The sequence below is a fragment of the Paenibacillus sp. FSL R7-0340 genome, from assembly GCF_038002205.1.
GTDB lineage: Bacteria > Bacillota > Bacilli > Paenibacillales > Paenibacillaceae > Paenibacillus > Paenibacillus polymyxa_B.
The window spans coordinates 2814532-2836876 of sequence record NZ_JBBOBY010000001.1 but is presented as its reverse complement, the minus strand read 5'-3'; the positions used below and the strand labels follow the sequence as shown (position 1 = coordinate 2836876).

Sequence of the window (22345 nt, the reverse complement as noted above, 5' to 3'; positions counted from 1 at the left end):
CGGGTAAGGTATTACAGTAGTTCTGCTGCGAGCTGTTTGAGCACTGGCGGCGTTGCGATGAGCTGACCATCATTTTTATTTCCTTTGACGAAAGCTTTATCCTCACGGGCATAATAGACAACACCCTGGCCCTCTACGACAGGAAAGCCACTTTCGTCGTCCGTCAAGGATGTTTGTACGTGCTTACCGTGCTGGGCTGCATGTTCTTCATCGTGCAAGTGTAGAATACCGTCAGAGCTGAGAAATGCAAAACGTGGTTGTGTAGACATAATTCATATTCCTCCTAAAGTGGGTTTGATTTGTTCCTGAGTAAAGTGTAAATCCTTTCTAATGCGCACCTACTACGGATTTACTAGTTCCTACTATCAGCAGAAAATAAAGTAGTAGACTGAGCCTAGAAATTGAAACAGCGACAACCAAGGACGAAAAAAAGTCCTCGACTGTCGCTGTTCCATTGAACTAACGTTCCTCGTTAGCTTAATTCCGAAATCCCTCGGGCAGACCGAGGGCGATAGCCCCAATGTGTTTGAATATGGTGTTATCTGATGGATACGCCATCTAGGAAACACTAACATTTCTTTTACTTAATTTCTTAAATACCGAGTATTCCTTATTGGACTTAATAAAACTTAATATCTTTTCGGCACATTCTATTGGATTCATCTCTTCAGTATTTACTTCGAGGTCATATTCATCAATGCAATATACTTTGCTGAACTGTGAAGCTGCTAGTCCAATATTTCTATCTCCTCTTGTTTGCTCTCTTCTTATGAGTTCTTCTTTCGAGCATATTACACCTATAAATAACGTAGGCTGATCGAAAAATTGATCAAGAAACTCATTAAACCTCTTGTCATTGTCGATTATGGTATCTGCTATTACATTAAAACCCAATTCTAACAACAATTTAATTGTCGATTGGTACACTGAGAATATGGAATCATCAAGTATTTGTGAGACAACTTGATGATCTATTTCTTTTGGAGGATCATCTGGAAATTTATTATTAATAAAATCATAGTAATTATTAAAAAAATCATCAATTGATAAATGATAAAAAAGGATCTCTTTCTGATTTATGAGTTCAGTCGATATGGAGGTCTTTCCCGAACTTGAAGTTCCATTTAGAAAAACTAACATCCCTTGCTTCAATTTAATCATCCCTTCAAAAAAATAATTATTTCGTATCTTTCAGATAACGTTATATTCACAAAGTTCATTAAATTATCCAACTCAGAAAATATTCGAGAAACGATTGAACTATCCTGTCAGTTAGTTCAATAAAAAGAACGCTCCCGCGCCTTCGCTTGGGCTACGTCCTCCTCATTATATTTCATTTCCAATCACCTATTAAAGAACGTACGCGGGTAGCATGTAGTGCTTAAACAGGGGACTTATCTTAACCTAAGCACTAAGAAAATACTTTGTTTTTCAGTCTAGAACTTTAGACACCTAAAATTAAGACCGCAAAGGCTTAAGCCCTTACGGTCTAATTTACTTCTGGCACCCTGAGTCCAATTTCACCTTCCTTGTTTCGTCCCCGACCATAGTCGATGGTGACAAAATCCAATGTACGGTTTGTTTTTAGGCTGTTTGCTATATTAACAATAACCCTACGCCGTTTATCTGCAAATGTAGTTGCTGAGATAGGTGGAATGTCCTTACGATAACCCTTTTCTAAATATTGTTGAGCTTTGAGATATTTCATACCATCCAAAAATAACAACTTTGCTATCAACCCCTCATGCTTATCACGCATATTATTTATTGCAAACTTAATGTTATTCGTGAGGAATTGATAAAATTTATAATTTACATGACGCTGGTCTTTTAGTAGAACGGCGTTGGCTGTCACATCTGCTGTCAACTCTTGTCCCGAAACTCGTTTAGCAACCGATCCCTCTGCCGAAAGCAAATCATATGCAGCCATACCGTTTTCCAACTGTTGAAGCGAATATTCATAGTTTTTGATTACATCAATTAAGTCAGTATATTTGTTTAGCAGCCACTTTGTTTTTCTTATATCTACTGCATCTACATCGTCAAAAAAGTTTACTTGGACTATTCTCTGTGTATCAGTAGACTCATCTTCAAGACTATTTACTATACACATTTGATTATCATTCATCATTTATCATTCCTTTATATAATGTGATAATTTGGTGAAATCGTTATTTCTGGTAGTTAAATGGAAATAGAAACACTATAATAACCTTACACCATAGTTTGCACACGGAGATAAACAAACTAAGGAGGCTTTACTGTTGAAAAAATCTATTATCGCTTTGGCTGCTGGCACAGTTCTTCTTGGGGCATTGTCTGTACCGTCTTTAGGTTTTGCAGAACAACCCCAAACTTCAGCAAATATTTCTTCTGAGACATCATATACTCCGTCTCAAAAGAACAGCAAATGGGTCACTGGTATCAGAGGTGCAACGGTTAATGAGGATAAGAAATCGACAGTTCCAACTTCAAAATTTTACATAGAAGGAGGCTTTGCAGGAGATCTTTATTTGTATAAATGGCAACAAAAAGGCAACCATAGAGTATGCCCATTATATCAAGGCTTCGTTTACAAAATACTCCCTTAATAATAAAAACAACTCTAAAGTAAGCACTTTTTTTCATAAGTGCTTACTTTTTTCATCGTTATTATCTGCCATATTTTATACTCACCTCGCTTGGCGGCACCGTCTCTATTAGGATATACCTATCTATACTGACAATCCCCACATATAACAGTAATGCGCATAATATAGAGGTATAGGCTCTTATCATGGATTGTTCTCCCGGCGCATGGATTTGTACGCTGCGGCTAAGGCATCACCCATAGCGTAAGCTTCTGGTATCCGCCACAAGTATTTCTCGCGAATTTTCGGTGCAGCGAAGTAGAGAGAATGAAACAGTTCATCTTTTCCAGTCAAATGCTGACCCATTAGATTCTTGTTATAGTCTTTGGCAAAAGCCGGATGATCGAAGAACATGCCCCATATCTTATGGATGTGGGCGCGATGCTTACTGGCTACATACGTTTTAATAACGAGCATGCCAAGTGCTGGATTTTCTTTTATAGCATCGTACATATCTTCACGGAATTCTTTACGCACTGATCGGTACTTGTTTTTAATGTAACGACTCATACATCCACCTCGTTTGGCAGGAGAGCTTTTAGTCTGGCTATCTCTGCATCCTTTAGTTGTATAAGTGATTCAGCCTGATCCGCACGTGCTCTGTGCTTTTCCAAAGCTTTGCATGCTGCTTCGTATGCATCTGGTGTCGGGTACTTGCGGAATGCTTCTCTACGCCATTTCTCAGCTTCTTGGAGCCAGTAAGGAAGGGCTTCGGGTGCATTAATCACGAAACGCATGAATGCTTCCTTTCTGACATTTGGACCAAGCAAATCATCAAATATATACTCAAACTCACTACCAATGACTATTTCCTGGTTAGAATCTTCTATCCACTCAGCTTCTTCTGTAGAAACCCATGCCCAAGGCGTTGGTGGCAGGCCAGCACATCCGTTCATATCCTCTTGCCAGCTACGTGGTTTATCTGTCATTGTTGTTCCTCCCCATCCTCTTCATTGTCATAGTACTCTTCCCACCAAGCTGATAATGTTCCGCAATCTGGGCATTTAATCTGTATCCACGGTCCGTCCTGATTCCAGCGATAATGATGTCCTTTTCCACATCCGGTACATCTGATGTATCCCTGCGACCATGGCGAATTATGAGCTCCGTTAATCACATGTACCGGGTAAGGGGTTGCTTTCGGATCATAGTGAGGTGTATACATAACCTCTTCTAATTTAATTTCTGGTTTCTTCATGTATCTATATCCTCCCTTGGTATCATTACGTTCATTCGCACGATATGATCGGGTACACCCTGTATTGGTTTAATCCTTAATGGATAATGTCATATAAGCAGCCTCTGCCCTCTCTCGGGGACTTGCTGTGAGCAATGAACCGATGGCGGACACTTTGATCCATTCTTCGTCATCCAACTCCGCATAGTCGGACATTTCGCCTCCCCAACAGATGTACATGATTCGTCTTGCGTATCCTACTCGATCAATCTCTATAGCCTTTGCCTGTACCTCCAGAGAGGCGGCAGGATCGTTACAGTAGTTCGGCACAAAACCCCATAACTCATCCAGCGGGAATAATGACTCATGCACGTTATCTCCGTTAGGGCACATGAGCCATCCCCACTTATCTTTGTACTCTGATATGGTGTATCCCATGTATTCTGCAAGCCATCTATTAAGCTGCTGGTCTGTCATATCCAACATGTCTATCATCCTTCCAACGCTCTGTCACCCTGACGGAGCGTATTGTATTGGTGGTTACTCCCCTAATGCATCTAACTCCTGACCTATTGCAAGCAAAGCTTCATCCGCTATTTGAGATGGATTTATACGGCGTGTGGTCCATACTTCCAGAAACTGATCATCTATGGTTTCGGACCATTCACCGTTTATGATACTGTTCAAAGCATCTGTCGCCGTTTCCAGCGCTGCGCTTTGTCGGGCTATTGCCCGGTCCCTCTCTGCAAGCTGCTGCTGGAGTGAGTCTATTTGTGCATAGGCGGCATCAAGAGCGTTGACCAAATCAAACACATCATTACTCATATGAGCTTCTTCACCCCGAGCATCGTCGGCTTTGTTCCAAATAGTTTTCAAATCTTCTTCTGACATAGGTTGCAGACCATCCGGTAAATTAATTATCCGTTCACTCACCTTTACCGCCTCCATCGAAATTTTTGTAGAACAATACTGACAACATGTTGTGCTTGTCCGTATCATAGTTGCAGTATCTATAGTGGATGTAGCCCTCTATATCCTCATAAAGTGCAAATACTGTATCTCCGTCCTCGTCCATGTAAAACCGCTCTATACGGCGTTTGAGGTGTATTATCCCAACTTATTCTCTCCTTGGGGCTGTAGCAGCTCCGGGTTATCGTGTATGTTTCCAGCGACATGCATGTTTTCCTCGCCATATTCATCTAGTGGATACAAACGTCCGTTGGATTGGCTTTTCAGCGCATAACCAGCCGTTTCCTTGTTCCAAACTACCGTATATATCCCGTCATTATGTGTACATCCGTATTCACTATCGCAGTCGCAGGCAATGAGCATAATGTCACTATTGTAAAACTCTATTCCGTAATAATTCACATATTGACCTACTGTTTCAGGGTCTACTGGATGTGATTTTGCTCTATGGTCTACAATGTCCACCCTGCCGTTGTGCTGCCAGATATCTCCGAATGCCCATTCTCCGTTATCAAGTCGTTTACCACGGAATTTAATATCTCTCATGCTTATCGCTCCTTAGGGGTATAGGGTAAGAGGCTGTTATGCCTCATCCCTCTGTTCTTTCATGAAAACTATCCAGTGCGTTTTACTGCGCTTATTGCCAAATAGCGGCGGTTGCGGGAACAGTTTTTTTAATTGGCTCAAGCTGACTTGATCTTCATTCCATTTAAATATGAGCGTTCCATTCGGCTTGAGTACACGCATGCACTCTGCGAATCCGCGCTGTAAATCTTCCTTCCATGTATCTTGGTTTAATCTGCCGTATTTTTTGGCCAACCATGATTCATCGCCTGCCTTGAGTAAGTGTGGTGGATCGAATACCACCATGTAGAATGCTTCATCCTCAAAAGGCATGCTACGGAAATCCGCAATCACGTCTGGTGAAACATTAAGTGTGCGACCATCGCATAACGTGTCATTTAATTCCCGGTTATCGGCATAAACGACATCAGGGTTGTCTTTATCAAACCAAAACATCCGACTGCCGCAGCACGCGTCCAGTATCCGTTGCATGTAATACTCTCTCCTTTGGTATAGGTAGTAGGGGGTGTATCCCCCTTAAAATAGTGTTAATTGCAACAGCAACAATCCTCTATGCTTGCTTTTGCCGATCCGCCGCCACCCTGCCGCCTTAAAGCAGCAGCCGGGGTTTATGCTGCGGACTTTGCTGCCATCTACATAGGTTATTAGTCCATCGTGTGGAGGCTGCCCCCACTCTGCGTAGGTTGCCGATACTGCTGCCTGGATCATGTCGGAGCTGCGCAGGCTGGACTCGTTACGAAAAATAGTGCATTCCCAAGCTTTCAATCCGTCATCCCTTATCCCAGCCCAACTCACCCACACCGCATCCCCAGCCGCAGTCCGCAGCACCAAGTTTCGTCCCGGCCTACAAAACTGCGGGGAACCTATTGTCTGCCTGCTGTAATGCCTATCTGCCAACAGGCGGCAGGATACGTCCCCTTTATGGGTTACAAGCCACGGACCATATTGCGGTATATCAAGCATTAGTTGGTTCATGTTCCCTTGTATCCCCCTTATGGAGGGCTAAGCCCCCTCCTTCTTATCCCCTATGGGGCTAGAAATTCCTTCCCATGACTCTGCTGCAACGATCTTTACACTTCCATCCGTGGTGCTTAAAGTGTATTTCCGCTCTTGACTATCAAGTCCCATTTCGTACCAGGGGTCTATATGAAATGAAAATGCCTTCTGCCTATTTAGATAAGCAGCTACCACATTCCATGCTTTCTGTACGTCCTTTGGTACATTTCCCATTGTTATGTCCTCTCTGCCCTTGGGGGCTATAGATCAATCCTCGAACCGCTCACCATAACCATAAGAAGGTGCTGGTACGCTGAAATTTTTCAAAGCATCAGATATCATGTTTGTAAAAACGAGCATTTGCTTATCATCCATAGCTTCCAACAGCCGTATCTCTTTAGCCTTCAAAGTTCGGCCTGCCGCTGAAGTAATCAGTTCCATTACTGGCTTCATGTAATCTAGATGCTCTCTCTTCTCAGCTTCCATCCGTTCACGCGCCGCCTGCTTGCGGTTGTACTCTTCCCAATCTTGTTCGTCAAACCAAAATCTAGGTCCATAAGTTAATGAATATGTCGTTATCCATCCTTGGAGTTCTTCCTCGTTTGTCTGGATACGATCATGACAGGTATCGCAGACACGCATGGCATTTGTCTTTACACCGCGTCCGCTTCTGCCTCTTGGCATTACGTGATGGGTTTGAGTGGATTTACGACCACACCCACATTGACAGATGCCTTGTGTCTCTTCTATTAATTCAGTAATTACTTCTGGCGGAAATTCAGCTCGGTCAGCCCGAGAAGGACGTGACTGGTGGTGAGCAAGAATGTCCTTCTTCCATTCTGGAATCGGCTTTTTGCTTTTCTTACGCTGTCTAAGGCTGCTGAACGATTTCTTTTCTTTGACTTTTTTCTCCGGTTTCCAGAATGTTTGATGAGACATTCTCCTCGCCACCTTTCCAACAATTTAGTTTCGTATTTCCTGTGCTTATGCTTATATTTTGTACCTAATCCGTTACGGCTCCACTGCGGATTTCAGAGGTTCAAGCAGCCCTGCTTCTTCTAAAACGGAATAATATTTATATCTTTCTTTCGTTGTTACGTGCACTTTGCTTATTGTGTGAGATGCATAGAAGGCCACGGCCTGCTGCACTTCGATCGGCTCTTCATCAAGCTTGTTCAAGTCGAGCTTTTTCACGAACTACTCTCCCTTACAAGGTGATCATATTTTTCTTCAAATCCACTCTTTATATCTGGTGGTAAGGTTTCAATAACTTCTTCCCACAAACTCAACAATTCATTGTTATGAGAGTTAGATTTTTGAATCTGAGCGTATCGCTCCGACAAAGCCGTGGTAAATTCGTCAGCCTCTTGTTTCGTCATATCCGCCCTCCTATATGTTTTCAGTTCCAGTACAAGGTTGCTCGTTCGGATACAGAGTTGCGTAGTCGAATCATTCAGCGTAGGAAAAGTTTCCTGAACTGATCTTGGCTTGTGCCAACCTCACCGGATGATCCCGGTGAACGCTCTGAGCTTAATGACCTGTTTATACTCGCTCAGACGAGTTTTTAATTCTTTGATCCAAATTGTGAGTAGGATGAAACTCCACTCGAATTCCCAAAACCCATCTTGCCAGAATACCCATTGCTTGTATGTTTTTCTCATTGATAATTCACTCCTATTTATTATCTAATTTAGTTAAACTATTTTCGATAGGATTAATATATAACGAATTTCGTTAGTAGTCAAGGAAATTATAATCTTGATTCGTTTAACTATTTTTGATAAGTTAATGTAAGAGAGGTGGCTGCTATGTTTCGTTTAAAATTAGATCAGATACTTGAATCTAAGCCTGACTGGACTATGTATAAATTACATATTCAAACGGGCATTAGGCCAAATACTATAAGTGACATGGTGAACAATAAGGCTAAACAGTGGTCACCAGAAAACTTAAACAAGATATACAAGGCGTTGGGTTTGGAGTCAGTCAATGATTTAATAGAATATGTTGATGAAGCGGAGCAAGAGGAGAAATAACCTCTATGCTCCTTTTTTTGTTTCCCGCTTAGATCGGATTAAGAAGCCTTTCAAGTCGCATAACTTCTTTCTGAAGGTATTGAATCAAATCAGCTGCCTCTTCCAAGGCCATGAGTTTCCAGTCATAGGACATATCTGATACCTGGTCTATGGTGGTTCCATACTTCTTTAGACCTTTCTCGTTTTGCTTGTCCAGCAATTCTATGATCCGTTGTGTTACTTCTGGACGTTCAATTTCATTTTGAGAGTGCTTCATTTAATCGCCTCCTCCGTCTCCGGTAGAATAAGCATATCTCCGTCATACTTCAACTCCGCCTGATTAGGGTCAATCACTGGTCCCCAATGGTTATTAGCCTGCATGATGCGGACTATATCAGCCGCATATGTTTCGTCGGTGTTAACTACCAGATAGGTATTTAAAGCTGGCTTTCCATTCAGATGTCGCAACTCTTGGATTTTCCAAAGAATGCGGGACAACTCACTTTTATCCCGATCATCAAGGTAATTCTCAGCATCCTCATTTTTGATTACGGTGAATCTGACTTTTATTCCGGCCAGTTCTGACATTTTTAATCTCTCCTTCGGCTCGTTTTACTAATTTATTGATTGCTCGCTTTCGATCTGCCCGTTCTTTCTTGGCCTGCTGTGTAGGGATAAATTCGCCACGCCGCTTTACCAGTATTTCAATTGGTAAAGTCGGGTATTTTAGTAGGAAAAGCTTCAACTTCACTCTGAAGGTAGCCGTTTCAACTCCCTTTATGTCAATTACTCGTTGGCTTCCGTCAAGATCAGTAACAAGGAAATCTGCAATGTAGGTCACCTTCGGGCTTTCCTGTAAGACGTATTTGGGCTGACAAACAAAATCCTTTATTTCCCCAAGCTGCTTCTGCATGAGCAATTCCTGATAATACTCACCTTCCATTTTGCTATCGAAGCGAATACCAGTTACATCAAGGTTATATTTCTTTACCAACCATTCCTCGAATAGGGTTCCATCGGCTGTAACAATCACTTTTTTAGCATTGTATTTACTCATTAATCTACCGTCCTATAAGGTTGTACAATATGAATGCTTTGATTATCTTCATTGCTAAGAATGAAAATAGACTTCGTTTTGCCTGCAAAAACCAAGGTAACTTTTTCCCCATCCAAAGCTTTTAAAGCATCTATAGCATACTTAGAATTTAAAGATATAGATAACTCCTGTCCCGTAAACTTAGTGGGCACAATACTTTCGCTTGCCTTGCCCGTTTGCTTTCCTTTTCCACGAATATTTATTTCTTTTTCAGTTATATCAAGCTTGACCATATTATTTTTTTCTTCTTTTGCCAGAGTGTAAATAAGTTCAACTGATTCCAAGAATTCTTGTTTATTTATCTCAATCCTCGTACCACTATCAGGTAAAATAACCATCTGGTGTATGTCTGGATACTCACCCTCTAGAACACGAGAGTAAAAAGCGAATCTCTCTGTGCGAGCAAAGGCATAGACTACCCGATCATCCTTCCCCTTTGAAAAGCCAAATTGGACATCGTCCTTATCTGTAATGATCTTCTGTAGTTCAACTAGTCCTCTCGCCTCGATCACGGCACTACCAAAATCGCCTGATTCAATATCTTTTTCTGCTTTTGAAAGGCGATGCCTATTGGTTGCTTCCATTCCTATTTTTCCATCCTTGAGGTAGACATTTGCTCCAGTTAGTATAGGCATGCCTTTACCATCAATGTCCGCTGCAAAGATAGCCTTTTTGAATAGTCCCCTTAGGTCTTTCCCTGTAATTTCAATATATTCATCGTCATTTATAGTAGGTGGTGAAGGGAATTCCTCAGGGTCCAATCCTGCCATTTCAATTTCTTTATTCCGGGACGTGATAATCACATTCATACCATCTTTAGACTCAATCCGAACGTCACCACTTAATTTCTTGAGCATTTTCAAAAACAATTCAGGCAGAACTACCTTTCCACTCCGTTCGATTTGAACATGCTCCTCGAAAATATATGATTGTATTGTTGCTCTATCATCAGTTCCTGTCACAGTTAACCCCTCTTGATTCGCTTCAATCAAAAAGCAATCAAGTATCGGCATGATACTTTTGGCTGAAATAGCTTTACTGGTATCTTCTAAAGCCTCAGCTAATAGAGAACTGTCCACTACTATATTCATAAGGTTTGACCCCCTCCTTCGAAATGTCCTTTCTAGCATTAGGGTTACACTCCGGGCATGGACCTGATATCATCATGGAGCCGAGAAACTGATATGCTACCTTACAGCCGCCGCATGTTCTGCACATATGCTTACCCCCTACGTCTATTCCGTCCGCCTACTGGCAGTATTTTTACAAATGGTTCAATCCGTTCGATAATTCGCGCCGCTTTCTTCTCATTCTGCTCACTAGGCTTGCTGTCTTTTGGATTCGCCAAATGCTGTTTCAACTCACTCATAGTTAAATTCGATGTGTAGATCGTCGTTAGGCGTTCCATACGTCGCTGAAGTATCGGTCCCAGGACTTCATCCCTTGTCCAAGTCGTTAATGACTCGGCCCCAATATCATCCAATATCAACACAGGAACTGTCCTCAAAGCATCAAGCTTACTTTCAACAGTTTCTGTCTTTGAACCAATCGCATCCTTGACCTCCAGTAGGAAATCAGGAACATAGACCATCAGTACGCTTACGTCACGCTTAGCCAACTCTTGGGCAATGGCTCCAACGATCCGGCTTTTGCCTACGCCCATTTGACCGTAAAAGTATAGTCCTGTTGTCGTTTCTCCTGGAACAAATTCATCACAGAAGCTTATTGCCGCCGCAATTGCAGATATCCGCTGCGGGTCAGGTTCAATGTCTTCGAAGGTGGCATTCAGGATGTGAGCCGGGATGTAATGACTCTTGATCCTTTGACCTATTCCTTGTTCTCTTTCGTGAGCGACCAACAATGGGCATTTCCGAAGTCGGAAGACCAGTTCGTCAGCTTTGGTCGGGTTAGGCTCCGCAACGCTTGCATGCCCCTTCTGTTCGTTCCGGCAAGCAAGCAACCCTGGACACTCGCTGCATTTATCGCAATAGGATATATGCTGTGACAAATCTCTATATCGTTTGGGTTCGGTCAGATCCTCAGTTCGGTCAGGAAATTCGCTTTTTAATCTCTGAACCTCAGGATGGTTTGTTAGACGTTCCAGCACCGCAGCCTGTCTCTTGGCAAAACCTGCGGGTATTAATGCCTTTAGCTCTTTGCCGAAACTCTCCATACGGCATCAACCTCCCTGTTTAGCCCTTAGTTTTGCAAGCATGCTTTGAATGTCCGACTCGGTGTATTCGCTTGGCGGCACATCTATTTGTGACTCAGGTTTATAAGGCAAAGGACTTTCGGCCCTCTCCCCCTTACCAACATCTTCACGTAAGGCGTGTAAGGAGAAAATAATAGTCGCACAATAACTCAGACTCCGTATCCCATCGCGCTTATGCTTAGGTTTAAATTTGTCAAAGGATTGATCAATTCCGTCCAAAGCGGTTTGAAGCGGTACACCAGCAGTCAGCAATTCATCAATGCTCGTTTCGTCGGCTGCTGTAATGTCTAATCCTTTCCCCCTGCGCTGTAGGTACTTGTTGGCAAGGGTGTTGCGATAATCAATATCCGAAGATGATACTTCATTCTGTCCAGAGTCGGCATCTGTTTCAGGATTGACAGGAACGGCATCCTGTCGGGTGAACGGTATCCCCTCATCTTCGGATTTGATTTCAGTCTCGGGCGTTAAACAACAACTTTCTTTTTCTAGTTCTAAATCTAATTCTTTATCTGTTTCGTTACCGACCGTTACTGTAACGTTACCAGTAACGTTTCCTGTAACATGAGGATCATTTCCACCTGAATCAAGCTGCTTTTGCTTGTTCCGGTAATTTTGAACCCTCTTTTTAGTTTGTTCCCTGACCTTATCCATTCCATCTACATTCTGATGTTTCTCCCAGTTAGGCAGAAAGAAAGCTCCTTGCTCAGAAACTTCCAGCATCCCGAATCTTTCGAAGATGGATAGAGCCATTTTTATAACCGGCAGCGGCCTTTTGATCACTGAAATCAACATGTCCTCTGTATATGGAATAGTTTCGGTCAGCATGATGTAACCGCCCATATTTGATCTTCCTGTCATAGTCATTAGCTTGAGCCATATAACAATGATCGTGTCAGCTTCGGGCATATCTTCGATAATTTTAATTTTTTCGTCGTCGAACATACCAGTACTGAGCTTAATCCATTTAATTTCAGCCATCTGTATCAACCCTCTGAATAGCAACTCTCATATTTTCAGCATCTTTAACACCCTTCTTGGAATTGCACGATTTACAAGCAACTACCAAGTTATGAGGCTCAGTCGGTCCGCCCTTTGATTCAGGAATCACATGGTCGATTGTTAGTCCCTTTTCTCTTCCGCAATATTGGCATTTGTAGCAATCTCTTTCTAATACCAGTTCCCTCATTTCCTTAGGAATCAACGCTTTAGAATAAACAGGTATCTTTTTTATTATGTTCACTGGCCTTCTACGAGGGTTAGGTTCCATAATCCATCGTCTTCTAACCTCCAGTAGCACATCTGGCAAATGCCATATCCTGTACCCTCAAAGTTCACGAATCTTATGTGACTCATTTCTTCAGAGGTATGCTCACACCATAAGCAAATACTTTTTTTGTCCAATTCACTCACCCCGGAAACTTCTGTATACTATCTCGTTCCGCTGGCTGAACTACCGAATTCAGCTAGAAGAACCTTCAAGCTATATTTCAAAGAGTTTATTACCTGGTCATTACTTTCCACAGCATTACTCCAGCGGACTTTATCAGCTTCTGCATCAGCCTCTTGAAGGCGAAGTTCAATTACCGCCAATTCCGCACGTTGCTCCCTTAGGTTCTTTGCTGCAATATACGCTTCAGCATAAACACGCTTCCTCTCAGCATATTTCTTCTTATAATCCCTTACGGCCTCAGCTGCCTTGCGCCCCAAAAGAATCTGGACTTCGGTCAGTAATTCAATCTTACGTGCCAGTGTAGCAGGGTAATCATGGCTGCATTGATCCGCAAGACTATAAAGCTCTCCGAGCGTATATTGTTTTTTTAGAGACAATGCAACCACTCTTTCTTACTTATTTGTCTGTTCAATTTCAATTAGTATTCGCTGTTTTCGTAATAGAGGTTTATTTCATCCTCATCAATGACTAACTTAGAACCATGAGCATAAATCTTGAATAAATCCTCTGCAATTCCATGTAAGCCGTACATCATATCTTTTGATTTAATTTCGCGATCATCTATTTTCAGGCAAAATAATGTACCATCATCGCGAATAAGCATTCCATATTTGCATTGATACTTACCCTTATCCGGTTCTGGATCAAGGTGAATCCACGTACTATAATCCTTGTCAATATGAAGGGAGAACTCATCACTGTCATCATATTCATCATCTTCGTTTTCACTTTTTTTCCAGCTGTTGATAAGCTCTGATAGTTTATACTCTGGCTTAACATCAGCAAGCATTCTATCCATCTGTTCCTTCAATTTTTCTACACCCTGTATATGAGTAATCTCATCCAGTTTTTCTTTAATTACTTGCGCGATTAATGTGTTGTAAGACGGTAAATCCAACACGCCAAGATTGATAGAAAAATGTTGTTTTACATGTTCTTTTAATTGCTTCCCAAAGTCTCCATAGGAACTAAAAATATCATCAATAATAGATTCAATTGTTTTTTCAAGCTTATTTCTGACGATTTTTTCAACTAACCCCTCACTATGAATATTCGTTAGCGCCTGATTTACCATATTATTCAAATCCATATTATTACACTCCTATTTTCATTTTTTAGAATCCATGATATACTGCCGTTGAAATGTTTCTTAAATGATCGTGTTGGTAGCACGATTGTTTGTCAGGGCTTCTCTGTCTTTTCTTTTGCGGTATAACTTACGGCAATAGTAATTACAGAAAAGTCCTTCTTCATTTGGAATGGGGTGTTTCTGATCTTCGAATATCTCTTTCCCACAATGATTGCAGCAGCCTATTCCTTTACCGGATATCTTGTATTCTGACGGCTTAGGAGATTCTAGTCCTTCATATTCTTCGTTTTTAAATTGCTCAAGTTCACTTAATTCGGCAGTAAGCAAGCCTATTTGAGCATGAATTTCGTCAGTCGATAATCCGAATTTGACAGCATCAATACTGTCCTCGTATAGCTCCCTTAATTGTGCTCTAAGCACCCTAGATTGTTTATGCTCGTCCAACTCTCTCAGCTCCATATCTCCGCTTCAAGTTCGGATATTCTAGTTTTTAATCGCCTTTCTTGTTCCTTCAAAGGCTTCATCCTCTGGATACAAACATGATTAGGCCATGGACTATCTGTAATAGCATATTGAGTTTTATAAATGGCCTGAAGCTTTTGTTCAGTAAGTTCTTTTTCCTTTTGAAGAGAGATCTTTTTCTTATCCTGCTCTGTCAGCTCTAGCATCTCAATATCTACTGAATGTTGACAATTTAACCAGCGATGCATGAGTAATACAGCGGCTATAAGTGAGTCTGCTGTTTGATCTAAGTTAAATTTGAATCCTTCATCATCCACGATTGGAATAGAGTAAATCTTGCTGCTCATTTTGACTTGTCCTTACGCCGGATATTACGAACGATAATGGCATGCTGTAATTCATTTTCGAACCAGATACGAGCCAGTTCTGGTAGAGTCATATCCTTCCCCCCTAGATATAGTCTTCTGGACGAAACTCTTTAACGAAGTAAATGGAATCATCAAAATCTATGCGCCGGATGTGACTGTACTTTGCAACCGAGAACAAAACTTTCAGCTTACTCCAAATCATGCGGCGATATTTTCCGACCGTTTCATTAAATTTTCCATCTGTCTCCTTGTAACGATCTTTTGCGAGAGTAATGGACCTGATTCTTACTGCGTTCTGTAACTGATAGCATTCGGCATCTGTGAGCGTAACACTGTCACGAACCTCCTGGACCATCATCTGGACTTCCTCAACTTTTCCAGTAACATCCTCCTGCATCTTCTTCATACCGTCCCACAGGCCTCGAATGGCAACTCCTTGAGACTCTGTAAGTTGGAGCTGCTTTTCCACCAGCATCATATAATCCGATTGTTGATTATTGTTTATCAATGTCATATACTTCTACCACCTTTCTGCCGTTTACGGCTGGTCTAACTTGGTCTATAAAACGTTGCAACATATCAAGGCTTTCCCCCAAGCGCTTTTTCTCCCCCATGTTTGCAGCCCCAATTGCACCTAGCATGAATGAAGTGATTCCGACCGTTTCAAGAAATCTTTTTACATGGGTATTCAGTTGTAAGGCGTTGATATTAGACTCAGAGCGAAGCTTCCTCATTTTCAATTCCGCTTGCTGCTCGTCAAAATCATCTGTCTTCTGCAATTTCATCGCTTCCAACTCTTCTTTTTTCTGTTGGTAGCCTAATTTCAATTGTTCGATTTTCAAACGTTCTTTTTCCAAATCTTCAGTGATTTTGTTTTTCCAGTATTCATCACGTTGTTTAAGCTGCACCTCAGCTTCTTTTTCCTTCTGCCGGATAAATACAGTGGTTTCTTCCTCATGACGCTCTACAGCAGCAGATACTGCATCTTCAAGTTGATCAGCAGGAATGGCATCTTTGTACTGTCTTTGTAACTCAAGCTTGTCCCGCTCTGCCTGCTCTGCTCTTTCCTCGGCATCACGGACAGCAGCTTCGAGCCGAGCTTTGGTTTCTACAAATGCTTTGTGAGTGCTGATCAAGCCTTCATCAAGCTGCTGAATGATCTCAGGAGTAGCATTTTCTGCAATAAACTTCGCTTTGTCGTACTGTCTGCCAGAGCCAAAGCCTGCCTGATCCGCTACAATATCCCGAACTTGTCCGGTAGGTTGGTCAGGAAAATTTTCCGTACCTCCAGCCATACGCTCTTTGGCCTTCAAGCGTTCGACCTCTTCAAGTCGCCGCGCCCATTCTACTCGCTCGGAAAAAGTGAACTCCTTACGATGTTCATTCTCGGAAATCTCAAGCTGAAGTTGATGCTCGAAATCCTTAATTTCCATAACTCTTACCGTCACTTCTGAGCGTCCAAGGAACTGGTGCGCTCTCAACCGCCGCTCTCCGGCAATTAACTGATAATCTGGTGTTACTACAATAGGATTAATGAGTCCGTTTTGTTCTATATCCCGGGCCAGTTCTTCGATTCCGCCAAAGTCTTTGCGGATACGATCACTGACAATGATTTTGTTAATGTCAATTTGCAAGTTGAATCTCCTTTCTTAATAAGATTGTTCAAATAACCAAGTTTCCAAAAATAATCGTGTTTCCTTGGCTGGAAAATACCACTTCTTGCCTATCTTTGTTTTCTTAAATCTCGGATCATGAAAAAAAGTGTCTAGAATTGCATTCCAACTCATGCATGTACGTTTCCGCAGCTCTGTGGAATCCCAAAATACATATTCAGTTTCAGCCTCTTTTACTAGCTTTGCTATTTTTTCATGAACGATTTTCTTCGCTTCTTGTTCATCAACCTTTACAGTTATCATAAAGCACCTCATAAATGATAATTTAATTATCCAAAAAGACCAAAAAAATAGCGTGCTTGACACCGATAATTAAATTATCTATAATACCAAATAGATACTTTAATTATCTATTTTCGTCAAAGACTTTTTAAAATAGTCAGGAAAAAGCTTTGTAGCATCAGTATTAAAGTAAGAAGACAAGCGGAACATTAGATCTCTTCCCGGAGTGAATGTTCCATTTTCAATCATTCTCACGTAAACTTCTGATATTCCGTTCTCAGTAGCAACTTTTGCTTGGGTTCCTTTCTGTTTACGAAGTTCAGAAAAAAGTTCACGCTTGGCGCGTTTTTCGTTCTGCATCCAGCGACCTCCTTTCGATAATTTTATTATAGTGGATAATATAATTATCCGTCAAGGAGTTTGGATAATTTAATTTTCGGAGGCGTTTGTTTTGAGTATAGGTTCTAGATTAACGGACTTAAGAAAGAAAACCGGTCTAAGCCAGTATGAGGTTGCTGAACGGCTAGGAATTCAGAGAGGTCGTTACAATAGCTGGGAAAACGACATAGCCAAACCTCGTACGGAAATGATAAATAAATTAGCTGACTTTTACGAAGTGAATCCAAACTATCTTTTAGGCTACGAGGATCATTCTATACCAGAATGGGCCACCGAGAAAGACAAACGTGATTTCAAGAAAATGCTGGAGAGCGGGGAACAAGTCCTTTTTGATGGAGTACCAATTGAAGGGGAAGCACGGCAACGTGTTATTGACGTACTTACCGGCATGTTTTGGGAAACTAAGAAAAATAAGCAAGATTAATTCGATCAAAGTTTCTACTTTATTAATAACTTTGCGCTTTCACCGCCGCAAGGCGGTTTCACATACACAAAATTAGAACAAACGTTCCTATGGAGGTATGAAATGGCAAACTTCAAAAAGCATAACACAGGTTGGGAATACAGACTTAAATACAAAGATCCCTTCACTGACAAATTTCGTGAAAAATCAGGTAAAGGATTTCGTACAAAAAAAGAAGCTGAAGACGCAGCCGCAGACATGAAGAAAAAACTTGAGGAAAAATCCGAGCAAGGAGATATATCGCTTTCATTTTTTTTAGACGAATGGCTGAATGAATACAAAAAAGGTAACGTTCGAAAAAATACGTTGAATCTTCATGAGTACAACATTGAAAAGCACATAAAACCCCACTTCAAAAAAATGACATTACAAAAATTAAAACCGCTCATGTATCAAAAATTCATAAATAAACTTTCTGAGAGTAAAGGTAGAGGGGATAAAGTTTATAGCAGACGTACAGTAGAACTCATACATTCCACTATGCATGACGCGCTAGAAAAGGCTGTTACGCTCGGTAAACTGGATAAGAATCCGTGTGAAGGTGTGACTATCAGGGGGATTAAGAAATCAGATAAAGTAAAATTTATTGAGTCAGAGCACATTCCTGAATTTCTAGCAAATGCAAAAAAATACGGATATATTTATTGGTTTTTCTTTATGTTTATGTTAGAGACAGGTATGCGAAAAGGAGAAGTTGGCGCGTTACAGTGGCCAGACATTGATCTAAAAAATGGCTTGGCAACCGTTAGTAAAACTTTAGATTACGATCTCCCTGAGAATCCTGATGATTTATTTGGTGATACAAAGACATTCAACTCAAAAAGAACCATAAAAATAAGTAACACTTTATTGGCTGCATTAAGACACCACCTAAATGTTCAAAATCAAAACAAGATCACTTTAGGCGAAATGTATAGGCATGATCTTAATCTAATTATGTGTCGTACAGATGGGAGTCCGATCCCAAAATCGTCTTTGTTCAATTCATTTTCTAGGATAATAAAACGAGCGGGCCTCCCCCCCTTACCGATCCATTCTCTTCGACATACGCACGCAGTATTGCAATTAGAAGCTGGGGCTGAAATGAAATATGTGCAGGAACGTTTGGGACATGGTAGCATCCAAATAACTTCTGACATCTATGCACACATTTCTAAAAAAATAGAGATGAATAACATGGAGAAATATGAGTCTTTTACTGAAAATTTATTTCGATAAAAAAAATTTTAGGGGCAATTTGGGGGCAATTATAAACCAACTTAATAAAATTCTTTACCTACCCCCGAAAAAAAATCCCTCAACGCTTAGAGCGCCAAGGGATTCCCATTTTAGTAAAGAGTCAGATATTGATCACGTTCCCATTGATGCACTTGGGTGCGATACATATCCCATTCAATTTCCTTAAGCTCATAGAAGTAGGCCAGAGCATGGTCGCCCAGTGCGTCAGAGATAACTTCGCTCCGAATAAGCTCAGACAAAGCTTCTTTCAAGTCTGCAGGCAGACTTGGAATGCCTTCTTCAATCCGCTCTTCCTCAGACATTACGTAAATGTTACGATCAATAGGAGCTGGCAGAGCCAACTGACGTTTGATACCATCCAAACCAGCTCTCAGCATCACTGCCAAGGCCAAATAAGGATTCGCTGCCGGGTCAGGGTTACGAACTTCGACGCGAGTGCTCAGACCACGAGATGCGGGAATCCGAATCATTGGACTGCGATTGCTTGCAGACCAAGCCACATAACAAGGCGCTTCATAACCTGGTACGAGACGTTTGTAGGAATTTACCGTTGGATTCGTGATCGCTGCCATTGCACGTGCATGTTTAAGAATACCAGCCATATAGTGGCGGGCTGTCTGGCTTAATCCGAGTTCATCCGTTTCATCATAAAATACATTTTCATTATCCTTAAACAAGGATTGATTGCAGTGCATACCGGAGCCATTTACACCAAACAAAGGTTTTGGCATAAAGGTAGCATGCAAACCATGCTGACGAGCAATCGTCTTAACAACGAGCTTGAACGTTTGAATCTGGTCGGCAGCTTTAATTGCATCTGCATATTTAAAGTCAATCTCATGCTGACCAGGTGCAACTTCATGATGAGATGCTTCAATTTCGAAGCCCATCTCTTCAAGCTTAAGTACAATTTCACGACGGCAGTTTTCACCTAGATCCATCGGAGCCAGGTCAAAATACCCGCCTTGGTCATTCAGTTCTGTAGTTGGCTCGCCTTTTTCATCCGTTTTGAACAAGAAGAATTCAGGCTCTGGTCCGACATTCATCGAAGTATATCCCAACTCTTCTGCTTCCTTAAGTACACGTTTCAAGATACCCCGCGGGTCGCCTGCAAACGGAACTCCGTCCGGCTTGTAAATATCGCAGATCAAACGGGCTACACGATCCGAGGTTACCCAAGGGAATACAACCCAAGTGTCCAAATCCGGATATAAATACATATCAGATTCTTCAATACGCACATAACCTTCTATGGAAGAACCGTCAAACATCATTTTATTATCCAATGCTTTTTCCAGTTGACTAACCGGAATTTCAACGTTCTTAATAGTGCCCAGCAAATCTGTAAATTGCAAACGAATAAAACGAACATTTTCTTCTTTCGCAATCCGAAGGATATCTTCTCTGCTATAACTCACTCTAACCTCTCCCTTTCTGTAACGACTATATACGAATCGGTTGTTGTATAAATTACTTAAATGATGAGACCGGGTTTTAAAGTAAAGCGACCTTATGCCAAGAGGTAAGTCAAAGCATTATCTCTTATTGAAGAACCGTGATAATTCGCCTTGGATCAGGGATACCTGTCCTGGTCTTTTGCCTGCAACAAGTTGTTGTTTCAGCAAGCGGTGAAGCTGAGTATCGGACATTTCACGGCGTTTGACTTCCGTATCTGCAGTAATAACCGTAGCTTCCTCCGATTCCTTGGTAACCGGATTCATGACTTGTTTAATTCCCGCAATGTTAACACCCTTCTCGATCAACGCCTTAATTTCAAGCAGACGCTCTACGTCATTAAAAGAAAAAAGACGTTGGTTTCCCGATGTACGGGCAGGAACTATCAAGTTATGCTGTTCATAATAACGAATCTGACGTGCTGACAAGTCCGTTAGCTTCATGACAATACCTATTGGAAATAAGGCCATATTTCTGCGAATTTCGTCGCCCATTTGTCATCAACCTTCCAGTGATCTATTATTCACCTTATTGTACATTTAGCTGATGCAAAGTGTCAATGACATGTTAGAAAAACTCACAATAATTTACGTTCTTTCATCGTTTGCAGAGCCATAAGCACTCCAAATTTAACATGAGAGTAGGTTAAGCCCCCTTGCATGTAACCAATATAAGGCTCACGAATCGGAGCATCCGCAGATAGTTCCAAACTTCCCCCTTGTATGAACGTACCTGCAGCCATGATAACTGGATGCTCATAACCCGGCATATCCCACGGCTCCGGCACCACATGGCTATCCACGGCAGCTGCACGCTGAATGCCCTGTACAAAAGCAATTAGATGCTCTGGTCCACTAAAAGAAATAGCCTGAATCAAATCCGTACGCTCTTCATGCCAGGCAGGTTTGGTCTCAAATCCCATCTCCTCAAAGACCGCAGCTGCGAATACGCTCCCTTTAACCGCTTGCCCAACCAGTGTCGGAGCAAGGAATAGTCCCTGAAATATGCCTCGTGTAGTACCTAGCATGGCACCTACTTCTCCACCGATTCCAGGTGCAGTTAATCGGTAGGATGCTAGCTCTACATACTTTTGTTTGCCGCAGATATATCCACCCGTTTCTGCAATGCCACCACCGGGATTTTTAATCAACGAACCTGCCATCAAATCGACACCTACCTGAGTAGGTTCCAGCTTCTCGGTAAATTCACCGTAGCAATTGTCAACAAAGACAATGACGTCAGGTTTTATTTCCTTCACACGTGCTGTCATTTCTTCAATATCTGCTACACTAAACGAAGCTCTCCAATCATAACCGCGTGAACGCTGAATACCGATCACTTTGGTATTGGCATGGATCGCAGCCTCCACCGCTTCCCAGTCCACTTTACCTTCCGCTGTCAGTGCGGTTTCTCCATAAGTAACACCAAAATCCTGCAATGATCCTGTTCCATCGCCGGGCTTACCAATCACTTTGTGGAGGGTATCATAAGGTCTCCCAGTAATGTACAACAGTTCATCCCCTGGACGCAGCACACCAAATAAAGCAGTGGCAATTGTATGAGTACCCGAGGCAAAATGCGGACGCACCAACGCTGCCTCCGCACCGAACACATCCGCATAGACTTCTTCCAGCACCTCACGTCCCCGATCATTGTAAGCATATCCCGTAGAACCCGCAAAGTGAAAATCGCTCACTTGCTTCCGCTGGAATGCCTGAATTACCTTCCACTGATTTGAATCTACAATATGATCTATGTGCTGTATACGTTCTTGTATTTTATGTTCTGCAGTTTCCTGAATTTTCTGAATTTCTGGACTAAAAACTACCATTTACCTTCTTGAC

At 41.7% G+C, this 22345-nt stretch carries 38 protein-coding genes; 4 read left to right on the top strand and 34 right to left on the bottom strand.

Going from position 1 to position 22345, the window contains the following annotated elements; all coding sequences use genetic code 11:
- Window positions 1-11: 11 nt before the first annotated feature.
- From MKX59_RS12660 to MKX59_RS12650, 3 genes are all read right to left on the bottom strand, one after another.
- Window positions 12-269 carry a hypothetical protein gene (locus MKX59_RS12660; protein ID WP_076296015.1) on the bottom strand — a complete coding sequence of 86 codons (258 nt, stop codon included), beginning with the start codon at window positions 267-269 and terminating at the stop codon, window positions 12-14.
- A gap of 289 nt (window positions 270-558) precedes the next feature.
- On the bottom strand, window positions 559-1152 hold the full coding sequence (locus MKX59_RS12655; RefSeq protein ID WP_340858457.1) for a chloramphenicol phosphotransferase CPT family protein: 594 nt from the start codon (window positions 1150-1152) through the stop codon (window positions 559-561).
- Between the two features lie 337 nt (window positions 1153-1489).
- Window positions 1490-2128 (bottom strand): hypothetical protein, encoded by a 639-nt coding sequence (locus tag MKX59_RS12650; RefSeq protein ID WP_076295343.1) that lies wholly within the window; start codon window positions 2126-2128, stop codon window positions 1490-1492.
- A 136-nt stretch (window positions 2129-2264) separates the two neighbouring features.
- On the opposite strand from MKX59_RS12650, the gene MKX59_RS12645 reads away from it, so the two are divergent.
- Entirely contained in the window at window positions 2265-2591 is a 327-nt protein-coding gene (locus MKX59_RS12645; RefSeq protein ID WP_071641211.1) for a hypothetical protein, read from the top strand.
- Between the two features lie 183 nt (window positions 2592-2774).
- Here MKX59_RS12645 and MKX59_RS12640 read toward each other — a convergent pair whose 3' ends face one another.
- From MKX59_RS12640 to MKX59_RS12580, 13 genes are all read right to left on the bottom strand, one after another.
- Complete coding sequence (locus MKX59_RS12640; RefSeq protein ID WP_076295342.1) at window positions 2775-3140, bottom strand: hypothetical protein; 366 nt, start codon at window positions 3138-3140, stop codon at window positions 2775-2777.
- Window positions 3137-3559: a hypothetical protein gene (locus MKX59_RS12635; RefSeq protein ID WP_076295341.1), complete on the bottom strand. Its 423-nt coding sequence runs from the start codon at window positions 3557-3559 to the stop codon at window positions 3137-3139. Before MKX59_RS12635 ends, MKX59_RS12640 begins: the two co-directional genes overlap by 4 nt.
- Window positions 3556-3828, bottom strand: a complete 273-nt coding sequence (locus MKX59_RS12630; protein ID WP_076295340.1) for a hypothetical protein — start codon at window positions 3826-3828, stop codon at window positions 3556-3558. Before MKX59_RS12630 ends, MKX59_RS12635 begins: the two co-directional genes overlap by 4 nt.
- A gap of 69 nt (window positions 3829-3897) precedes the next feature.
- The gene (locus MKX59_RS12625; RefSeq protein ID WP_081391253.1) at window positions 3898-4293 is read right to left on the bottom strand and encodes a hypothetical protein; all 396 of its coding nucleotides are present in this window, start codon (window positions 4291-4293) and stop codon (window positions 3898-3900) included.
- Window positions 4294-4347: 54 nt separating this feature from the next.
- Entirely contained in the window at window positions 4348-4740 is a 393-nt protein-coding gene (locus MKX59_RS12620) for a hypothetical protein (RefSeq protein WP_256704496.1), read from the bottom strand.
- Window positions 4733-4882: a hypothetical protein gene (locus MKX59_RS12615; RefSeq protein WP_340858454.1), complete on the bottom strand. Its 150-nt coding sequence runs from the start codon at window positions 4880-4882 to the stop codon at window positions 4733-4735. Before MKX59_RS12615 ends, MKX59_RS12620 begins: the two co-directional genes overlap by 8 nt.
- Window positions 4883-4914: 32 nt before the next feature.
- Window positions 4915-5322, bottom strand: a complete 408-nt coding sequence (locus MKX59_RS12610; protein ID WP_076295337.1) for a YopX family protein — start codon at window positions 5320-5322, stop codon at window positions 4915-4917.
- Window positions 5323-5358: 36 nt separating this feature from the next.
- Window positions 5359-5832 carry a class I SAM-dependent methyltransferase gene (locus tag MKX59_RS12605; protein WP_076295336.1) on the bottom strand — a complete coding sequence of 158 codons (474 nt, stop codon included), beginning with the start codon at window positions 5830-5832 and terminating at the stop codon, window positions 5359-5361.
- Between the two features lie 45 nt (window positions 5833-5877).
- Window positions 5878-6336 carry a hypothetical protein gene (locus tag MKX59_RS12600; protein ID WP_076295335.1) on the bottom strand — a complete coding sequence of 153 codons (459 nt, stop codon included), beginning with the start codon at window positions 6334-6336 and terminating at the stop codon, window positions 5878-5880.
- A 27-nt stretch (window positions 6337-6363) separates the two neighbouring features.
- Window positions 6364-6591 (bottom strand): hypothetical protein, encoded by a 228-nt coding sequence (locus tag MKX59_RS12595; RefSeq protein WP_340858453.1) that lies wholly within the window; start codon window positions 6589-6591, stop codon window positions 6364-6366.
- 33 nt (window positions 6592-6624) lie between these two features.
- Window positions 6625-7296, bottom strand: coding sequence for an HNH endonuclease (locus MKX59_RS12590; protein WP_076295333.1), 672 nt, complete (start codon window positions 7294-7296; stop codon window positions 6625-6627).
- 72 nt (window positions 7297-7368) lie between these two features.
- Window positions 7369-7551, bottom strand: a complete 183-nt coding sequence (locus MKX59_RS12585; RefSeq protein ID WP_076295332.1) for a hypothetical protein — start codon at window positions 7549-7551, stop codon at window positions 7369-7371.
- Window positions 7548-7736, bottom strand: coding sequence for a hypothetical protein (locus tag MKX59_RS12580; protein ID WP_076295331.1), 189 nt, complete (start codon window positions 7734-7736; stop codon window positions 7548-7550). The genes MKX59_RS12585 and MKX59_RS12580 overlap by 4 nt, the downstream gene beginning before the upstream one ends.
- A gap of 429 nt (window positions 7737-8165) precedes the next feature.
- On the opposite strand from MKX59_RS12580, the gene MKX59_RS12575 reads away from it, so the two are divergent.
- Window positions 8166-8393 (top strand): helix-turn-helix domain-containing protein, encoded by a 228-nt coding sequence (locus tag MKX59_RS12575; RefSeq protein WP_076295330.1) that lies wholly within the window; start codon window positions 8166-8168, stop codon window positions 8391-8393.
- Between the two features lie 28 nt (window positions 8394-8421).
- Here MKX59_RS12575 and MKX59_RS12570 read toward each other — a convergent pair whose 3' ends face one another.
- The 15 genes from MKX59_RS12570 to MKX59_RS12500 all read right to left on the bottom strand — a co-directional run bounded on the left by MKX59_RS12570 (window position 8422) and on the right by MKX59_RS12500 (window position 17305).
- Window positions 8422-8649, bottom strand: a complete 228-nt coding sequence (locus MKX59_RS12570; RefSeq protein ID WP_076295329.1) for a hypothetical protein — start codon at window positions 8647-8649, stop codon at window positions 8422-8424.
- The gene (locus tag MKX59_RS12565; RefSeq protein ID WP_179085381.1) at window positions 8646-8960 is read right to left on the bottom strand and encodes a hypothetical protein; all 315 of its coding nucleotides are present in this window, start codon (window positions 8958-8960) and stop codon (window positions 8646-8648) included. Before MKX59_RS12565 ends, MKX59_RS12570 begins: the two co-directional genes overlap by 4 nt.
- Entirely contained in the window at window positions 8911-9429 is a 519-nt protein-coding gene (locus MKX59_RS12560) for a DUF1064 domain-containing protein (RefSeq protein ID WP_076295328.1), read from the bottom strand. The genes MKX59_RS12565 and MKX59_RS12560 overlap by 50 nt, the downstream gene beginning before the upstream one ends.
- The gene (gene dnaN / locus MKX59_RS12555; protein ID WP_340858451.1) at window positions 9429-10559 is read right to left on the bottom strand and encodes a DNA polymerase III subunit beta; all 1131 of its coding nucleotides are present in this window, start codon (window positions 10557-10559) and stop codon (window positions 9429-9431) included. The genes MKX59_RS12560 and dnaN overlap by 1 nt, the downstream gene beginning before the upstream one ends.
- Window positions 10560-10690: 131 nt before the next feature.
- Window positions 10691-11641, bottom strand: coding sequence for a primosomal protein DnaI (gene dnaI / locus MKX59_RS12550; protein WP_076295326.1), 951 nt, complete (start codon window positions 11639-11641; stop codon window positions 10691-10693).
- A gap of 6 nt (window positions 11642-11647) precedes the next feature.
- Entirely contained in the window at window positions 11648-12658 is a 1011-nt protein-coding gene (locus MKX59_RS12545) for a phage replisome organizer N-terminal domain-containing protein (RefSeq protein ID WP_076295325.1), read from the bottom strand.
- Window positions 12651-12947: an HNH endonuclease gene (locus MKX59_RS12540; RefSeq protein ID WP_076295324.1), complete on the bottom strand. Its 297-nt coding sequence runs from the start codon at window positions 12945-12947 to the stop codon at window positions 12651-12653. Before MKX59_RS12540 ends, MKX59_RS12545 begins: the two co-directional genes overlap by 8 nt.
- A gap of 161 nt (window positions 12948-13108) precedes the next feature.
- Window positions 13109-13516: a hypothetical protein gene (locus MKX59_RS12535; RefSeq protein WP_256704495.1), complete on the bottom strand. Its 408-nt coding sequence runs from the start codon at window positions 13514-13516 to the stop codon at window positions 13109-13111.
- Window positions 13517-13548: 32 nt separating this feature from the next.
- Entirely contained in the window at window positions 13549-14220 is a 672-nt protein-coding gene (locus MKX59_RS12530) for a hypothetical protein (RefSeq protein WP_076295322.1), read from the bottom strand.
- 60 nt (window positions 14221-14280) lie between these two features.
- Window positions 14281-14664: a hypothetical protein gene (locus MKX59_RS12525; RefSeq protein WP_256704494.1), complete on the bottom strand. Its 384-nt coding sequence runs from the start codon at window positions 14662-14664 to the stop codon at window positions 14281-14283.
- A gap of 5 nt (window positions 14665-14669) precedes the next feature.
- Window positions 14670-15029, bottom strand: coding sequence for a hypothetical protein (locus MKX59_RS12520; RefSeq protein ID WP_076295320.1), 360 nt, complete (start codon window positions 15027-15029; stop codon window positions 14670-14672).
- Between the two features lie 103 nt (window positions 15030-15132).
- Window positions 15133-15564, bottom strand: a complete 432-nt coding sequence (locus MKX59_RS12515) for an ORF6C domain-containing protein (protein ID WP_076295319.1) — start codon at window positions 15562-15564, stop codon at window positions 15133-15135.
- Window positions 15545-16684 (bottom strand): ParB N-terminal domain-containing protein, encoded by a 1140-nt coding sequence (locus tag MKX59_RS12510; RefSeq protein ID WP_076295318.1) that lies wholly within the window; start codon window positions 16682-16684, stop codon window positions 15545-15547. The genes MKX59_RS12515 and MKX59_RS12510 overlap by 20 nt, the downstream gene beginning before the upstream one ends.
- A gap of 15 nt (window positions 16685-16699) precedes the next feature.
- Window positions 16700-16966 carry a hypothetical protein gene (locus MKX59_RS12505; RefSeq protein ID WP_064963048.1) on the bottom strand — a complete coding sequence of 89 codons (267 nt, stop codon included), beginning with the start codon at window positions 16964-16966 and terminating at the stop codon, window positions 16700-16702.
- A gap of 99 nt (window positions 16967-17065) precedes the next feature.
- Window positions 17066-17305: a helix-turn-helix transcriptional regulator gene (locus MKX59_RS12500; RefSeq protein WP_076295317.1), complete on the bottom strand. Its 240-nt coding sequence runs from the start codon at window positions 17303-17305 to the stop codon at window positions 17066-17068.
- A gap of 91 nt (window positions 17306-17396) precedes the next feature.
- On the opposite strand from MKX59_RS12500, the gene MKX59_RS12495 reads away from it, so the two are divergent.
- Together MKX59_RS12495 and MKX59_RS12490 are read left to right on the top strand one after the other, a co-directional pair.
- Window positions 17397-17768, top strand: coding sequence for a helix-turn-helix domain-containing protein (locus tag MKX59_RS12495; RefSeq protein WP_076295316.1), 372 nt, complete (start codon window positions 17397-17399; stop codon window positions 17766-17768).
- Window positions 17769-17870: 102 nt separating this feature from the next.
- Window positions 17871-19025: a tyrosine-type recombinase/integrase gene (locus tag MKX59_RS12490; RefSeq protein ID WP_330706138.1), complete on the top strand. Its 1155-nt coding sequence runs from the start codon at window positions 17871-17873 to the stop codon at window positions 19023-19025.
- Between the two features lie 110 nt (window positions 19026-19135).
- Here the strand turns inward: MKX59_RS12490 and glnA are convergent, their stop codons facing one another.
- From glnA to MKX59_RS12475, 3 genes are all read right to left on the bottom strand, one after another.
- Window positions 19136-20464 carry a type I glutamate--ammonia ligase gene (glnA, locus tag MKX59_RS12485; protein ID WP_013310575.1) on the bottom strand — a complete coding sequence of 443 codons (1329 nt, stop codon included), beginning with the start codon at window positions 20462-20464 and terminating at the stop codon, window positions 19136-19138.
- 117 nt (window positions 20465-20581) lie between these two features.
- On the bottom strand, window positions 20582-20995 hold the full coding sequence (locus MKX59_RS12480; RefSeq protein WP_007430683.1) for a MerR family transcriptional regulator: 414 nt from the start codon (window positions 20993-20995) through the stop codon (window positions 20582-20584).
- An 83-nt stretch (window positions 20996-21078) separates the two neighbouring features.
- Window positions 21079-22332, bottom strand: a complete 1254-nt coding sequence (locus tag MKX59_RS12475) for a methionine gamma-lyase family protein (RefSeq protein WP_071558586.1) — start codon at window positions 22330-22332, stop codon at window positions 21079-21081.
- Window positions 22333-22345: the final 13 nt, after the last annotated feature.